Origin of the sequence: Rhodococcus sp. WS3, from assembly GCF_003797085.1 — a bacterium.
GTDB lineage: Bacteria > Actinomycetota > Actinomycetes > Mycobacteriales > Mycobacteriaceae > Rhodococcus_F > Rhodococcus_F globerula.
On sequence record NZ_RKMA01000002.1, the window covers coordinates 1,283,226 to 1,297,668 of the forward strand.

14 protein-coding genes and 1 tRNA gene are annotated in these 14,443 nt (G+C 60.9%); 4 read left to right on the forward strand and 11 right to left on the reverse strand.

The window, feature by feature from the left end; genetic code table 11:
• Positions 1-65 precede the first annotated feature (65 nt).
• A complete protein-coding gene (locus tag EEB13_RS19955; protein WP_141486107.1) occupies positions 66-1,499 on the forward strand; it encodes an acyl-CoA carboxylase subunit beta in 1,434 nt (477 codons plus the stop codon).
• Positions 1,500-1,568: 69 nt separating this feature from the next.
• Here the strand turns inward: EEB13_RS19955 and EEB13_RS19960 are convergent, their stop codons facing one another.
• From EEB13_RS19960 to EEB13_RS20000, 9 genes are all read right to left on the reverse strand, one after another.
• Positions 1,569-2,075 carry a DUF3145 domain-containing protein gene (locus EEB13_RS19960; protein ID WP_033233089.1) on the reverse strand — a complete coding sequence of 169 codons (507 nt, stop codon included), beginning with the start codon at positions 2,073-2,075 and terminating at the stop codon, positions 1,569-1,571.
• 123 nt (positions 2,076-2,198) lie between these two features.
• Positions 2,199-3,026: a serine hydrolase domain-containing protein gene (locus EEB13_RS19965; RefSeq protein ID WP_141486108.1), complete on the reverse strand. Its 828-nt coding sequence runs from the start codon at positions 3,024-3,026 to the stop codon at positions 2,199-2,201.
• Positions 3,027-3,062: 36 nt separating this feature from the next.
• Positions 3,063-4,190 carry an NDMA-dependent alcohol dehydrogenase gene (locus tag EEB13_RS19970; RefSeq protein WP_141486109.1) on the reverse strand — a complete coding sequence of 376 codons (1,128 nt, stop codon included), beginning with the start codon at positions 4,188-4,190 and terminating at the stop codon, positions 3,063-3,065.
• 175 nt (positions 4,191-4,365) lie between these two features.
• Positions 4,366-5,277 carry a carbohydrate kinase family protein gene (locus EEB13_RS19975; RefSeq protein ID WP_116103064.1) on the reverse strand — a complete coding sequence of 304 codons (912 nt, stop codon included), beginning with the start codon at positions 5,275-5,277 and terminating at the stop codon, positions 4,366-4,368.
• A gap of 92 nt (positions 5,278-5,369) precedes the next feature.
• On the reverse strand, positions 5,370-6,464 hold the full coding sequence (locus tag EEB13_RS19980) for an ABC transporter ATP-binding protein (protein ID WP_045067030.1): 1,095 nt from the start codon (positions 6,462-6,464) through the stop codon (positions 5,370-5,372).
• Positions 6,465-6,509: 45 nt separating this feature from the next.
• Positions 6,510-7,376: a carbohydrate ABC transporter permease gene (locus EEB13_RS19985; protein WP_045067029.1), complete on the reverse strand. Its 867-nt coding sequence runs from the start codon at positions 7,374-7,376 to the stop codon at positions 6,510-6,512.
• Positions 7,376-8,326: a carbohydrate ABC transporter permease gene (locus tag EEB13_RS19990; RefSeq protein ID WP_092808636.1), complete on the reverse strand. Its 951-nt coding sequence runs from the start codon at positions 8,324-8,326 to the stop codon at positions 7,376-7,378. Before EEB13_RS19990 ends, EEB13_RS19985 begins: the two co-directional genes overlap by 1 nt.
• Entirely contained in the window at positions 8,323-9,675 is a 1,353-nt protein-coding gene (locus EEB13_RS19995) for an ABC transporter substrate-binding protein (RefSeq protein ID WP_033233073.1), read from the reverse strand. Before EEB13_RS19995 ends, EEB13_RS19990 begins: the two co-directional genes overlap by 4 nt.
• A gap of 63 nt (positions 9,676-9,738) precedes the next feature.
• Complete coding sequence (locus EEB13_RS20000; protein ID WP_033233071.1) at positions 9,739-10,737, reverse strand: sugar-binding transcriptional regulator; 999 nt, start codon at positions 10,735-10,737, stop codon at positions 9,739-9,741.
• Positions 10,738-10,878: 141 nt separating this feature from the next.
• Here EEB13_RS20000 and EEB13_RS20005 point away from each other — a divergent pair, with 141 nt between their 5' ends.
• Positions 10,879-11,889, forward strand: a complete 1,011-nt coding sequence (locus EEB13_RS20005) for an NAD(P)-dependent alcohol dehydrogenase (RefSeq protein WP_141486208.1) — start codon at positions 10,879-10,881, stop codon at positions 11,887-11,889.
• Between the two features lie 7 nt (positions 11,890-11,896).
• The gene (locus tag EEB13_RS20010) at positions 11,897-13,369 is read left to right on the forward strand and encodes a mannitol dehydrogenase family protein (protein ID WP_141486110.1); all 1,473 of its coding nucleotides are present in this window, start codon (positions 11,897-11,899) and stop codon (positions 13,367-13,369) included.
• Here EEB13_RS20010 and EEB13_RS20015 read toward each other — a convergent pair whose 3' ends face one another.
• Positions 13,370-13,888, reverse strand: coding sequence for a DinB family protein (locus EEB13_RS20015; RefSeq protein ID WP_141486111.1), 519 nt, complete (start codon positions 13,886-13,888; stop codon positions 13,370-13,372).
• A 62-nt stretch (positions 13,889-13,950) separates the two neighbouring features.
• A tRNA-Ile gene (locus EEB13_RS20020) sits at positions 13,951-14,024 on the reverse strand.
• A gap of 178 nt (positions 14,025-14,202) precedes the next feature.
• On the opposite strand from EEB13_RS20020, the gene EEB13_RS32090 reads away from it, so the two are divergent.
• Positions 14,203-14,400: a hypothetical protein gene (locus EEB13_RS32090; RefSeq protein WP_258957221.1), complete on the forward strand. Its 198-nt coding sequence runs from the start codon at positions 14,203-14,205 to the stop codon at positions 14,398-14,400.
• The last annotated feature ends 43 nt before the right edge of the window (positions 14,401-14,443 follow it).

A 14,443-nucleotide genomic window follows, 5' to 3' on the forward strand; every position in this document is an offset into this window, starting at 1 on the left:
ACAACATCACCCGCGGGCACACCGATCGGCATTTCTGCCGAAGGCACGTATTGAAGGAGGACGCGATGACCATCCTGGCCCCCGTGACTAAGTCCGAATCGTCGACAGATCCGCGTGATCCCCTTGCGCGCCTGGAGAATCTGTTCGATCCGGGAACCACGGTTCCGCTTCACCCGCGCGACAAGTCAGGTGTGCTCGCCGCATCCGGAAAAATCGACGGCGTCCGCACCATCGCCTACTGTTCCGACGCCACCGTCATGGGTGGCGCCATGGGCCTCGACGGATGCAAGCATCTGGTCGACGCCATCAACACCGCCATCGACGAGCAGACCCCCATCGTGGGGCTCTGGCATTCCGGTGGCGCTCGCCTCGCTGAAGGCGTCGAAGCTCTGCACGCTGTCGGACTTGTCTTCGAGGCAATGGTCCGCGCATCAGGCCTTATCCCACAGATTTCGGTTGTCCTCGGATTTGCCGCAGGCGGCGCCGCGTACGGACCGGCTTTGACCGACGTCGTCATCATGGCGCCCGAAGGTCGAGTGTTCGTCACCGGACCCGACGTCGTACGCAGTGTGACCGGCGAACAGGTCGACATGGTCTCGCTCGGCGGACCGGACACCCACAGCAAGAAGTCAGGCGTCGCACACATCGCCGCGCGCGACGAGTCCGACGCCCTGCACCGGGCCCGTCGACTCGTCTCCATGCTCTGCGACCAAGGCACGTTCGATCAGCGCGCCGCCGAACTCGGCGATTCCGATTTGCGGGCGATGATGCCGGCGTCGGCGAAGCGCGCGTACGACGTGCGTCCGATCGTTCACGAACTGCTCGACAACGTCGAAGGTGAATCGAGTTTCGAAGAGCTGCAAGGTAACTACGCGCGCAGCATCGTCACAGGATTCGGCCGGATGGCCGGTCGCACTGTTGGTGTCATTGCCAACAATCCGCTGCGACTCGGCGGCTGCCTCAACTCCGAGAGCGCCGAGAAGGCCGCGCGATTCGTTCGCCTCTGCAATGCCTTCGGTGTGCCACTCGTCGTAGTCGTCGACGTCCCCGGATATCTCCCCGGCGTGTCGATGGAATGGGAAGGCGTCGTCCGCCGCGGGGCAAAGCTGTTGCATGCCTTTGCCGAAGCCAGCGTCCCCCGCGTCACCGTTGTCACCCGAAAGATCTACGGCGGCGCCTACATTGCCATGAATTCACGGGCCCTCGGTGCCACGGCTGTATTTGCGTGGCCGAATTCCGAGGTCGCCGTCATGGGCGCAAAGGCCGCGGTGGGCATCCTGCACAAGCGCGCCCTCGCCGCCGCTCCCGACGACGAACGCGAAGCCCTCCACGACCGGTTGGCCGCTGAACACGAAGCCATCGCAGGCGGCGTCGACCGGGCCGTCGAGATGGGTGTGGTGGATCGGGAAATCGATCCCGCGAAGACTCGCAGTATCGTCACGGCCGCTCTTGCCGCCGCTCCGAATGTGCGTGGGCAGCACAAGAATATTCCGCTGTAAGAACGCGTCGAACGCAAGGTGAGCCCCGCCGATAACGGCGAGGCTCACCTTTTCATTCACGCTTGCGGATCAGCTGACGCGGCGGTGCAACCACATCACTTCAGCGCCCTCGCCGGAGCATCGATACGGTTCCAACTCTTCGTCCCAGGGCGCCCCCATTGCCCGGTCGATTTCTCCGACGATGTCGCCACCCGCGTCGATGATGGATCGAAGCCGCAGTTCGCCGACAACAACGTCTCCGTTGGCACTGGTGGAACCGCGCCACAGCCCGAGACTGGGAACGTGGCTGTAGCGCTCACCGTCCACGCCGGCACTGGGGTTCTCGGTGACCTCGAATCGAAGCTTCGGCCACGCCCGTAGTGAATCCACCAGTCGGGCACCGGTTCCGACGGGCCCCGACCAATCCGTTGTTGCACGCAGCAGTCCATTGTCTGCCAACTGCGATGTCCACCGCAGTTTGGCAGGACAGCCCAACGCGGCGGACAAAGCCCAATCCACGTGCGGGCACAGCGCTGCGGGTGACGAGTGGATGAAGACCACACCAGTCGTCAGTTCCGCGAGGTGATTCGGTTGCACTCGAGCCTCCTGCTTCGACGAGGGACGTCTTCCCCAACGACCTCTGTCGAATGTGTGAAGCAGGCTCGATTGAATAGTGTGCCTGTGTTACCCGTGTTGCGCTAGTGGAACAAGAGAAAATTGTTACCGAATGTCCGTTATAACGTGATCGGACAATTCAGTCCATAGCGGCTTTGCCCAATCACCGAAGGCGCGATCGGTCAGGACAACGCAGGCAGCGTCGATATCGGGATCCACCCACAGGAAGGTTCCGGACTGACCGAAATGGCCGAAAGTCGACGCGGAATTCTCGCGTCCGGTCCAATGCGGATTCTTTTGTCCGCGTATTTCGAAGCCCAATCCCCAATCATTAGGCCGCTTGGAGCCGTATCCCGGCAAAATGCCGTTGAGCCCGGGGAATTGCACCGAGGTCGCCGTTTTGTACGTCTGCGGTGAAATCAGCGTCGGGGCTAGTAGTTCAGCAGCGAAGCCGGCCAGGTCGGCCGCCGATGCCTGCGCTCCGTGGCCTGCCGGGCCGACCAGCGCCGCGCTCGTCATCTTCAGCGGTTCGAACACCGCCTCAGCCAGGTAGTCGGCAAACGGAATCGAGGTTTCGTGTTCGATCAATTCGGCAAGCACCTCGAATCCCGCACTCGAATAGATCCGCTTCGACGCGACGGGAGCTTGGACGGTCCGCTCCCCGAAGGCCAGGCCGGACGCGTGAGCCAGCAGATGCCGCACCGTGGATCCTTCGGGGCCTGCTGGTTGATCCAGCTCGACGGCGCCTTCCTCCACGGCAACCAGAATTGCGTAGGCGCACAGGAGTTTTGTTACCGAAGCCAATGGGAACACGCGGTTCTGGTCGCCGTTCGACGCAGAAATGCGGCCGCCCCCGCCGGAATGTTCTCCCGTGAGGACGACCGCTGCCGCATTGTCGACGGGCCACTGATCGATGACGTCAAGACTGTGCACCCGATCAGACTACTGGCCCACGAATTCAGCTGTAGATCACCAGTCCGCTTCGGTGTAACGGATCACGCCGCGGATATTCTTGCCGTCCAGCATGTCCTGGTAGCCGTCGTTGACACCTTCGAGGGTGTAGGTGCGGGTGACCATGTCGTCGAGGTTGAGCTTGCCCGCCTTGTACATCGCGAGCAGGTTCGGAACGTCCTGGCGGGCGTTGCCGCCGCCGAAGATGTTGCCCTGGAGGTCCTTCTGCAGCATCGACATCAGGAACAGATTGAGCTTGACGTCCATGTCCGTCAGATGCCCCATCGCAGTGACAACACAACGTCCGGCCTTGGCCGTAAGGATCATCGCCTCTTCGACGTATTCGCCCTTCATCTCACCGACGGTGATGATGGTCTTCTGCGCCATCCGTCCGTGTGTCGCCTCGATGATGGGTTGAATTGCCGCAGCAGCACTCTCGAACGCGTGGGTGGCACCGAACTTCAGAGCCTGCTCACGCTTCCACGGCACCGGGTCGATGGCAAAGACGTACCGCGCACCGGATGCAACGGCACCCTGCAGCGCGCTGATTCCCACGCCGCCGACGCCCATGATGACAACGTCCTCGCCTGGCTTGATGTCGGCAATGTGCGTCGCAGATCCCCAACCGGTGGGCACGCCGCAACCGACAAGCGCGGCAACCTCGAACGGGATGTCCTTGTCGATCTTCACCACCGAGGACTGGTTCACCACCATGTACGGGGCAAACGTTCCGAGCAAGCACATCGGGATCACGTTCTCGCCGCGAGCCTGAATTCGGTACGTGCCGTCACTGATTGCCTGACCGCTGAGGAGTCCCATGCCGAGGTCGCAGAGATTCTGATGTCCGGCCGAACACGCGGGACAGGTTCCACATGCCGGGATGAAGGACAGCACGACGTGGTCGCCCACCTCGAGACCTGAGACCTCGGGGCCGAGTTTGGTGATGACGCCCGAGCCTTCGTGGCCGCCCATCACGGGGAACGACGGCATCGGCGTGGCGCCGGTGACGATGTGGTGATCGGAGTGGCACATTCCGGCCGCTTCCATGCGGATCTGGACTTCGCCGGCTACCGGATCGCCGATCTCGATCTCCTCGACGGACCATTTCTCGCCCAGGCCCCACAGGATTGCACCCTTGGTCTTCACGTCAGTTCACCCTTTCATTCGCACACCCGCATCTATCACTGTGACCATAGCCACAAATAGCGGAAATTGGAACGTGTTCTAACGAAAGTTTTCGTGCCGCAGGTCAGACGTCCAATTGAGCAGGGAAAACACGTGCCGGGCATTTCGGAATCGGCCCGCTCAGTGGGACAACCTCTCAATGGGACAACTCTGCCGACCACGGCGGGTCCGCGCCGGGTCGTGACACCGTGACGGCAGCCGCACGCGCCGCAAACTCCAGCGCCGCCTGCCATTGAGGTGCCGTGAAGCTGCGAACAGCTGCCGGATCGAGTGCGTCGTGGCGCTCTAAGTAAGCCAACAGAGCGCCGTGCACCGTGTCCCCCGCTCCGATGGTGTCGGCGACGCGAACCGTCGGCGCCGGTACCGAAACCTCGAATCCCGGTGTCAATACCGTCAATCCATCGCCGCCTCGCGTCAACAAGATTGCTCCGACACCGTCGGCCAGCCACTCACGACCGTCGACCGAACCCAGCCACGCCGCGTCGTCGTCGCTCACTTTGAGAATGTCGATGGACGGCAACCAGGTGCGGAACCGTCGACGGTACGCGTCGGGGTCGCTGATGACGGCCGGGCGGATATTGGGGTCCACCATGGTCAGTCGTCCGCGTCGATGCGCCTCGAACAGCAACGCTTCGTACGCCGACGCTCCGGGTTCCAAGACCAGCGAGAGGGTTCCGAACGAGAAGGCGCGGGCGTCGGGAAGTTCCGGCGCACTGAAAAGCCGATCCGCTGTCCCCTCCAGATAGAAGCTGTACCGGGCGCTACCGTCGTCGGACAGATTGACGACGGCAAGTGTGGTCGGCTCCGGACCCCGTTCCACGGCACTGGTGTCCACGCCCGACGCGGTCAGCGACTCGATCATGCGATCACCGAACGCGTCGGACGACAATCGGGAGACAAACCCGACGGCCGACCCGAGTCTGCCCAACGCGAGTGCGACGTTGAACGGTCCGCCGCCGAGCTTGGGCGAGAAGTTCTCCCCCACCGGCACCAGATCGACCAGTCCCTCACCACACACCACGACGGATCGATTTCGGGTATCACTCATCGGTAGACCTTAACTTTGAGGCGATCATGGTAATGCCCTGCTCGGCGCGATCGAGTTCGAGCGCCGAGCAGGGCACGATTTCGGATGGGGACTCAGTTACCCACGCGCTCACCCGTCGTGGGGTCGAAGAGGTGCACCGGTCCGTCTACCCGCTCGAACCCGAGCGTCTGGCCGTACTGCAGTTGAGATCGCCCACCTGTACGTGCGACGAGTGAAATCGGGTCGGCATCCGTTCCCGGCACATGGGCGTAGATGTACGACTCGTTGCCCAGTTCTTCGACCAGATCGATCTGAGCGGCGATGCCGGTTCCCGCGGGAACCACCTGGAATTGTTCCGGCCTGATTCCGACGGTGACTGAATCCAGCCCGGCGGCAGCAATTGCCGTCATCTGCTCTCGCTCCAAGGGAACGTCGACGGATCCGAATCGAACGCCGCCGGACGTGACCGGCGCCGTCACCAAGTTCATTCCCGGCGATCCGATGAAACCAGCGACAAACGCGTTTGCGGGACGATCGTAGAGTTCGGTCGGTGACGCAAACTGTTGCAACTTGCCACCTTTGAGCACTGCGACTCGATCACCCATCGTCATCGCTTCCACCTGATCGTGAGTGACGTACACGGTGGTGGTTCCGAGTCGACGCTGCAATGCCGCGATTTGCGTACGTGTCTGGACCCGCAGCTTTGCGTCGAGGTTGGACAGCGGCTCGTCCATGCAGAACACCTGAGGTTCACGAACGATGGCACGTCCCATGGCAACTCGCTGACGCTGACCACCGGACAGCTTGGCGGGCTTGCGGTCCAGGTAATCCGTCAGATCGAGGAGCTTTGCAGCTTCGGCAACCTTCTTCTTTCGTTCCTCCAAAGGAACTCCACGCATCTTCAGCGCGAAACCCATGTTCTCGCCGACGGTCTTGTTGGGATACAGGGCGTAGTTCTGGAAGACCATCGCAATGTCGCGATCCTTCGACGGGACATCGGTCATGTCCTTGCCGTTGATCGTGATTGCACCGGAGTCGATGTCCTCGAGCCCGGCCAACATGCGCAGCGCAGTTGACTTTCCTGATCCTGACGGTCCGACGAGGACGATGAACTCACCGTCCTTGATATCGAGGTCGAGCGAATCGACAGCGAGGGTTCCGGCACCTTCGTAGATGCAAGACGCTTTCCGGTAAGAGATTTCAGCCATGACGAACTCCTGAAAGTGTGGGGCGAACTAGTGGATTGCGCCGGGTCATTTGATGGCGCCGAAGGACAGGCCGCGCACCAGCTTGTTCTGGGCGAACCAACCGGCCAGGATGACGGGCAACGCCGCCATGGTTGCTGCTGCAGAGAGGCGAGCCCAGTACAGGCCCTCGCCCGTGATGAAGCCGACCAGGAAGACCGGAATCGTCTGCGCTTGAACAGCTGTCAGGTTGACTGCGAAGAAGAACTCGTTCCACGAGAAGATCACGCAGATCAGCGCAGTGGCAGCGATTCCGGGCGAGATCAGCGGCAAGATCACCTCGCGAACCGAGGTCCACAAACTGGCGCCGTCCATGCTGGCTGCTTCGAGGAGCTCGCCGGGTACTTCGAGGAAGAACGAGCGCATCATCCACACCGCAATCGGCAGATTCATCGACGTGTACAGGATGACCAGAGCCCAGATGTTGTCGAGCAATCCGATGTCGTTGACGATCACGTACAGCGGCACGATCGCTGCCACGACGGGAAGCATCTTGGTACTGATGAAGAAGAACAGCACATCTTGCGTCTTCTTCACCGGGCGAAGCGAGAGCGCAAACGCCGCTGGAACACCCAGTAGCAGAACAAGAATGGTGGACATTCCCGTGGCAAATGCCGAGTTCGCCAGCGTCGTACCCAGACCCGAATCGAGAACGGCACGGAACTGCTCGAGTGTCGGGGTGAAGAACAACTTCGGCGGATCCGTGTAGGCATCGGCCTCGGTCTTGAACGCCGTCAGAACCATCCAGAAGACCGGAAAGAAGAAGCCCAGAGCGGCAATCCACGCCACTACCGACCAGGGACTGAACTTGCTGCTTTTCTTTTTCTTCACTACGGGCTTGTCGGTCGTCGCGCTTGTCGTGTCTACGGTAGTCATCACGCAGCCTCCTCATTACCGGTGAAGCTCTTGAAGATCAATCGGAGCGCGAGTGTCGACACGATGATGGTCGCGATCACTGTCACGACGCCCATCGCCGCAGCTTGACCGACGTCGAAGCCGAGGAACGCACGCTGGTAGATGTAGAACGGCAGGTTCGAGCTGGCGACTCCTGGCCCTCCCGCCGTCATCATGTACACCGCGTCGAAGGTGTTCACGAGGTAGATCGCACCGAGCACGGCGCCGAGTTCGATGAATCGGCGCAGATGCGGCAAGGTCAATTCGCGGAACATCGCAAACGGCTTGGCGCCGTCGACTCGCGCGGCCTCGAGAATGTCGCGGGGCATGGACTGCAGCCCGGCCAGGATCAGCAACATCATGAACGGGGTCCACTGCCAGATCAGATTGATCATGACTGCCGCGAGCGGGAACTTGCTCACCCAGTCGACCTGGCCGACACCGAACGGCTGGAGGACGAAGTTCACGATGCCGAACACCGGGTCGAACATCGTTGTCTTCCACAGCAATGCGCCGGCGACCGGGGTGATGAGGAACGGCGTGATCAGCAGCGTTCGCACAATTCCGCGGCCGAGGAACGCTCGGTCGAGAAGCAGTGCCAGCGCCAGTCCGAGGATCACGGACACGATGACCGTTCCCACGATCATGATGACCGTGTTGACAGCCACCTCACGGAACTGACTGTCCTTGAACACCTCGATGTAGTTGTCCAACCCATTGAAATGCCGTGATCCCGGCCGCACGAGGTTCCACGACTGCGTGGAGTAGTACAGCGTGAACAGGAACGGAATCTGGGTGACGACGATCGCGAAGATCAACGCCGGCAACAACGGACCTCGACGACGCCACCCCTCGGCGCGGGAGATCTTCTTCTCGATTCGGACCGGCGGCGCGTCGTCCACCGCAGTTCTGGGCTCAGCAACCGTAGTCATCGGTTCTCCTGATAGGTCTTGCCGACCACCTCGGCATACTGCTGCGATTGTTCGAGTGCTTCTTTCACACTCTTCTGACCCGCGATGGCAGCGCTGATCTGCTGGCTGACGCGAGTGCCCAGATCCTGGAACTCAGGAATGGTGAGGAACTGGACTCCGGTGTACGGAACCGGTTGCACTGTAGGGTTTTTCGGATCTGCGTTGTTGATCGATTCGAGGGTGATTTCACCGAATGCCTTGGACGCTTCCTGATACTCCGGAATCTCGTACGTCGAAAGACGACTTCCCGGCGGCACCCTCGACCAGCCGAGCTCCGTGCCGACTCGCTGGATGTAATCCTTGTTTGTCATCCACGAGATGAACTTCCACGCATCGTCCTTGTTCTGGGCCGACTCCGGGATCCCGAGCGCCCACGTGTAGAGCCATCCTGGATCGGATTTCTCGACCTTCGGAGCCTTGGCGTAGCCGATGTTTCCGAACACCTTCGACGACGCGGGATCTTCGAGAACCGACACCGCCGACGTCGCGTCGTACCACATCGCGGTATTGCCCTGCGCGAATTGTGTTGCACACTCACCGAATCCACTGGTCGCGGGACCTGGTTGACCATGTTCCGTGACCGTGTCCACGTAGAACTGAACGGCGTCTTCCACCTGCGGACTGGTCAGCTGCGCATTCCAGTCTTCGTCGTACCAGCGACCTCCGAAGGTGTTGATCACGGTATTCAGTGGTGCGAGGACCTCGCCCCAGCCAGGCTTTCCGCGAAGGCAGATACCCGACATCTTGGCGTCTGGGTTGTCGAACTGTTCTGCCCAACCGGCAACTTCCTGCCACGTCGGATCTTCGGGAACCGTGATGCCGGCCTGGTCGAACAGGTCTTTGCGATACATCAGGAACGACGACTCACCGTAGAACGGAACGGCGTACATGCTGTCCTCGTAGGACAGGGACGTCTTGATCGACGGAATGAAGTCGTTTTCGTCGTAACCCGGTGTGGCATTGGCATACTCGGACAAATTCACGAGCCAACCATTGGCAGCCCATTGCGGCGTCTCGTAGTTGCTGATCATGACTACATCGAATTCACCGCCGCCCGTAGCCGTCGATGCCGTGATCTTGGCGCGCGCCTGATTCTCGGAGAGGCTGACGAACTTGAGGTCGATCCCCGGGTTCTCGGCCTCGAAAGCGGGTGCCAATTTGATGGCGTCCTGCATCTGTGAGTTCGACACCATCGCAATGGTGACGGTTCGTTCGCCGGAACCACCGAGTGCGCCCGCACCCGCACATCCCGACACCAGGAGGCAGAGAGCCGCAGCAGCAGCGCCCCACACTCGTCTTCCTGTTTTCACGGATTACCTTCCTTCACACTCACGTGTCAGTTGCACGCTCAGCCGGCAGAACTCGTGAGAGAGCTAGCTTTCGAGCAGCCACTGGGCGCACTCGACATCGGTGACGAGTACGTGTGCCAAACCTCCGCGCAATGCGCCCAGAACGGCCTGGCGTTTGTGTGTTCCCCCCGAAATCAGAATGGTCTGATCACAGGATTTCACTGCGTCGAGCGATACGGATACCGTGCGCTCGGGTAGTGGCCCCTCCACTGGAGTTCCGTCGATCGTGTAGAAACGGCCCCCGATTTCGCCGACCGCGCCGCGACTTTCCAACTCGTCCAGCATGGTCGAGTCGACAAAGCTACCGGCAAACAACGTGGTGGCCGTGGATACGGCGCCAACACCGAAAACCATGATGTCGGAATCGGTTCCAGCTTGCAGCGCCTTAGATATGACCGAATCGTTTTGCATCGACTCCACAGTCGCCGGATCGGCGTACAACGGAGCATTGAGGCGAATCGGATTGGCCTGCAACTGTTGTGCACATCGGCCGATAGTGAAGTCAACGCCGGTTTGATAGTCGGTCACCGTCATGGAGCCGTCAAGTTGTACCACAGCCGAGCACTTTGCCGCCCGGTCCGGCAAAGAACCCGCTACTGCAACGGTTTCCGGCCCCCACGTGAATCCGAGAACGCTCGACGGCTGCAGACGCCGAACCAGCACGTCAGCAGCGCGACGACCCAACGCATCGTAGTCGGGATCGTCTGAATCCGAATTCGCTTCGGGGACAACCAAAACTTCCGCCAGGCCGAAACGCTTCTCGAGCTCGGACTCCAATTCCGTGTTCACCGAACCTTCCAACTCCGGCGGAACCAAGATCTCGACCCTGACCAAGCCTTGCGACCGCGCCCGAGCCAGCAAGCGGCCCGCCGTCGGCCTCGAGACACCGAGTTTTGCCGCGATCTCCGCCTGAGTAGCACCTTCGAGGTGATACATCGTTGCCGCGCGCAGCGCGAGTCGGACATCCTCGGACGCCGGCGTCTTCGACGTCTTGAGTCCCGTTGGCTGAGCCGACTGGTTCACGCGTTCTCCTCGTTGATTCTTTTGGTTGATTCTTTTGGTCGTGAGCAAATGCTCACTAGATGTTCTTATGCTCATTAAGCTAACATCTACGTTGTGACCCACACAACAGTTTCCGGTGAATCCATCGATCTACCTGCGACAATTCGGGCAAATGTCCTTATTTCAGTCGGAAAGATGCAGATGGAGGAAAGACCGCGACCGTCGCCCAGGCCTGGCGAAGTGCTCGTCCGCGTCCATGCGGTTGGCGTATGCGGATCGGACGCCCACTATTTTCGCGAAGGCCGCATCGGCCCCTACGTCGTCGAGGCTCCCCTCGTTCTCGGGCACGAGGCGTCAGGTCGGATCGCAGCCGTCGGGGACGGCGTTGATCCCAGTCGCATCGGACAACGGGTCTCCATCGAGCCGCAGAAGCCCGATCCGACCAGTTCGGAATCGAAATCCGGCCGATACAATCTCTGCCCTCACATGGAGTTCTTCGCGACGCCTCCCATAGACGGTGCGTTGACGGACTACGTGACCATTGGCGCAGACTTCGCACATCCCATCGCCGATTCCGTGTCCTATGAAGCCGCAGCGCTGTTCGAGCCACTCTCCGTGGGCATCGCTTCCGTCCAGAAGGCCGGTATCACCGGTGGGTCCCGAGTCCTCATCGCGGGCGCCGGACCGGTGGGAATCGTGACGACACAGGTAGCCAAGGCTTTTGGCGCCACCGAGGTCATCGTCTCGGACATCGACGCCGCCCGACGCGAGGTGGCACTGACGTTCGGCGCCACCGCCGTGGTGGATCCCCGCGAGAGCGATGTACGTTCACTCGGCGTCGACGCGTTCATCGACGCCTCGGGAGCCACAGCCGCCGTGATCGACGGCATCCATGCTGTTCGGCCGGCCGGGACAATAGTGTTGGTCGGAATGGGCGCAGACGAAATCCCGCTGCCCGTCCCCATCATTCAGGGTCGCGAACTCGTCCTCACCGGTGTGTTCCGATACGCCAACACGTGGCCGATCGCCGCGGCACTGGTCGCGTCCGGTCGCGTCGACCTGGATTCGATGGTCACAGCCCGCTTTTCACTCGAACGCTCGCGCGAGGCACTGGAAGCCGATCGCGTCCCCGGCAGCATCAAAGCCGTCGTCATCGTCGCCGAAGGAGACTAGAACTTTCATGGAACTCAACACGAAGACCTTGCGCGACTTCGATGCTTCACTCGAAGTGCCGAACTACGACCGGAGCAAAGTCACCACCGGCATAGTGCATTTTGGTGTCGGCGGCTTTCACCGCGCGCATCAGGCCATGTACATCGATACCCTCCTACGCCAAGGAGAAGGTTTCGACTGGGGCATCTGCGGTGTCGGAGTGATGCCGTCGGACAAGCGGATGAAGGATGCACTCGGCGCTCAGGACGGTTTGTACACGCTGGCGCTCAAGCATGCCGACGGAACGCTCGAAGGCCGTGTCATCGGGTCAATTGTCGAGTACCTGTTTGCTCCGGACGATCCACGTGCTGTCATCGAGAAGATGGCGTCGGAGTCGACAAAGATCGTGTCCCTCACCATCACCGAGGGCGGTTACAACATCTTGCACACCACCGGTGAGTTCGACGCATCCAATCCCGATGTCGTGCATGATCTTCGGCCAGGAGCTCTCCCCCGCACGACGTTCGGACTGGTCTGCGATGCTCTCGCCCTTCGCCGAGAACGCGGCCTCGCACCCTTCACGATCATGAGTTGCGACAACATCGAAGGGAACGGCGCCGTCGCACGAACAGCTTTCGGAGCCTTTGCTGCCCTGAAAGATCCGGAACTTGCCGAGTGGATCGAGCAGAACGGTGCGTTCCCCAACTCCATGGTCGATCGGATCACGCCCGTCACGACTGCCGAGGTGACCGCCGAGATTGCCCAGGCATTCGGCGTCGACGATCAATGGCCTGTCGCGGCGGAACCCTTTACCGCATGGTTCCTCGAGGACGAGTTCACGGTGGGCCGGCCACCTTTGGAAAATGCCGGCGTGAATGTGGTGCCGGACGTGCGCCCGTACGAACTCATGAAGCTGCGTCTCCTCAATGCCAGCCATCAGGGCATCGCTTACTTCGGCTACCTCGCCGGATACCGTCTCGTTCACGAAGCATGCCAGGACGAACTCCTGTCCGGGTTCCTGCTCGACTACATGAACCTCGAAGCGACCCCCACCCTCGATCCGGTCCCCGGCGTCGACCTCGATCAGTACAAGAAGACGCTCATCGAACGCTTCTCGAACCCACAGGTTCGTGACACGATTGCGCGTCTGTGCGCCGAATCGTCCGATCGAATTCCCAAGTGGCTCTTGCCGGTGATCCGCAAGCAACTCGACACCGGAGGGCCCATCAATCTGTCCACCGCCATCGTGGCCAGTTGGGCGCGCTACGCCGAGGGCGTCGACGAGAACGGCGACCCGATCACTGTGGTCGATCAATTGGCCGACACGTTGGTGCCCCTTGCTCGGAAGCAGGCGGTCGACCCACTCGCGTTCATCGGCAACCGTGCCGTTTTCGGAGATCTGGTCGACAACCGGCGATTTGTCGCGAGCTTCCGAACAACACTCGACTCGTTGCACTCGGTCGGAGCGCGGAAAACTCTCGAGGAGGTGCGTGGGCTCTGACTACCCCGACACGTCGTGCAGGTGATGGATCGGATCATGAATGAAGTACATGGCCAATGATTCGACGGTGAACGCCGATCCGTCACTGCGGAGTCCGCGCCTCCCCAGCTGACCCTCCGCGACTGATTCGAATGCGCTCGCGACGGCTTCAGCAGCGTCGGCCAATTCCCTAGCGACTTTTCCCGAATCCTGCTCGTTGTAGCGATCGGCAATTGCTGTTGCGTCTTGGTCCCAGTTCTCGAAGTGCGGATCGTCGAATTGAAGCATCTGCTCCAACCGGGCTCTGAAAATCCTGAACACGTCACGCACATGGGCGGAATACTCCAACGCCGACCAGGTTTCGCTGTTCGGCCGTACCGTCACGTCCTCGCGCTGCAGCACCTCACCCCAGGCCGCAGCATTCCTGCGAACCAGATCGGGAACATCAGCGAAGGTGATGGTGGTCGAGTCGAACCCGCACTCTGTGCACGGGCGTTCGAGCACCCAGGTCCAGTTCTTTGTGTCCGGCGTGATCGGCATGGATCGAGAATAGTCCGCTCACGGCGGGTATTGATTCCATCGCCGATCGTGGAAGAGAGTTGTGGGGCGGGCGGGGCTCGAACCCGCGACCAATGGATTATGAGTCCACGGCTCTAACCGACTGAGCTACCGCCCCATCCGAGTTGCCTGACATCTCGGCGCGTCCGAATGTTACCGGCACCGCTGACGCGAATCACAACCGGGCAGGGTGTGACTGGTGTAACTCATATCGGAGCCTGTAACTCGACTTGGTTCGCACGGGCGCCGGAACCCGATAACGTTGGAGAGCACACCCCACTGAACAGGATCATCACATGAAGCTTGCACTCTCTGAATTCAAGAACTCCAAGGCCACGATCCGGATCATCATGTCCGACGGCGCAAAGCTCAACGGCACCGTCAAGGACTTCACTGAAGACACGTTGGTGCTCAACTCCCCCAACGGGGTCTACTACATCAACCCGGCCCACATCGTTCGCTTGTTCGAGCCTTCGGACCGCGCAGCGAAGTAGTCGCTCGCACCATGAACACCGAAGCCCGGCGCAGAATCCTGCG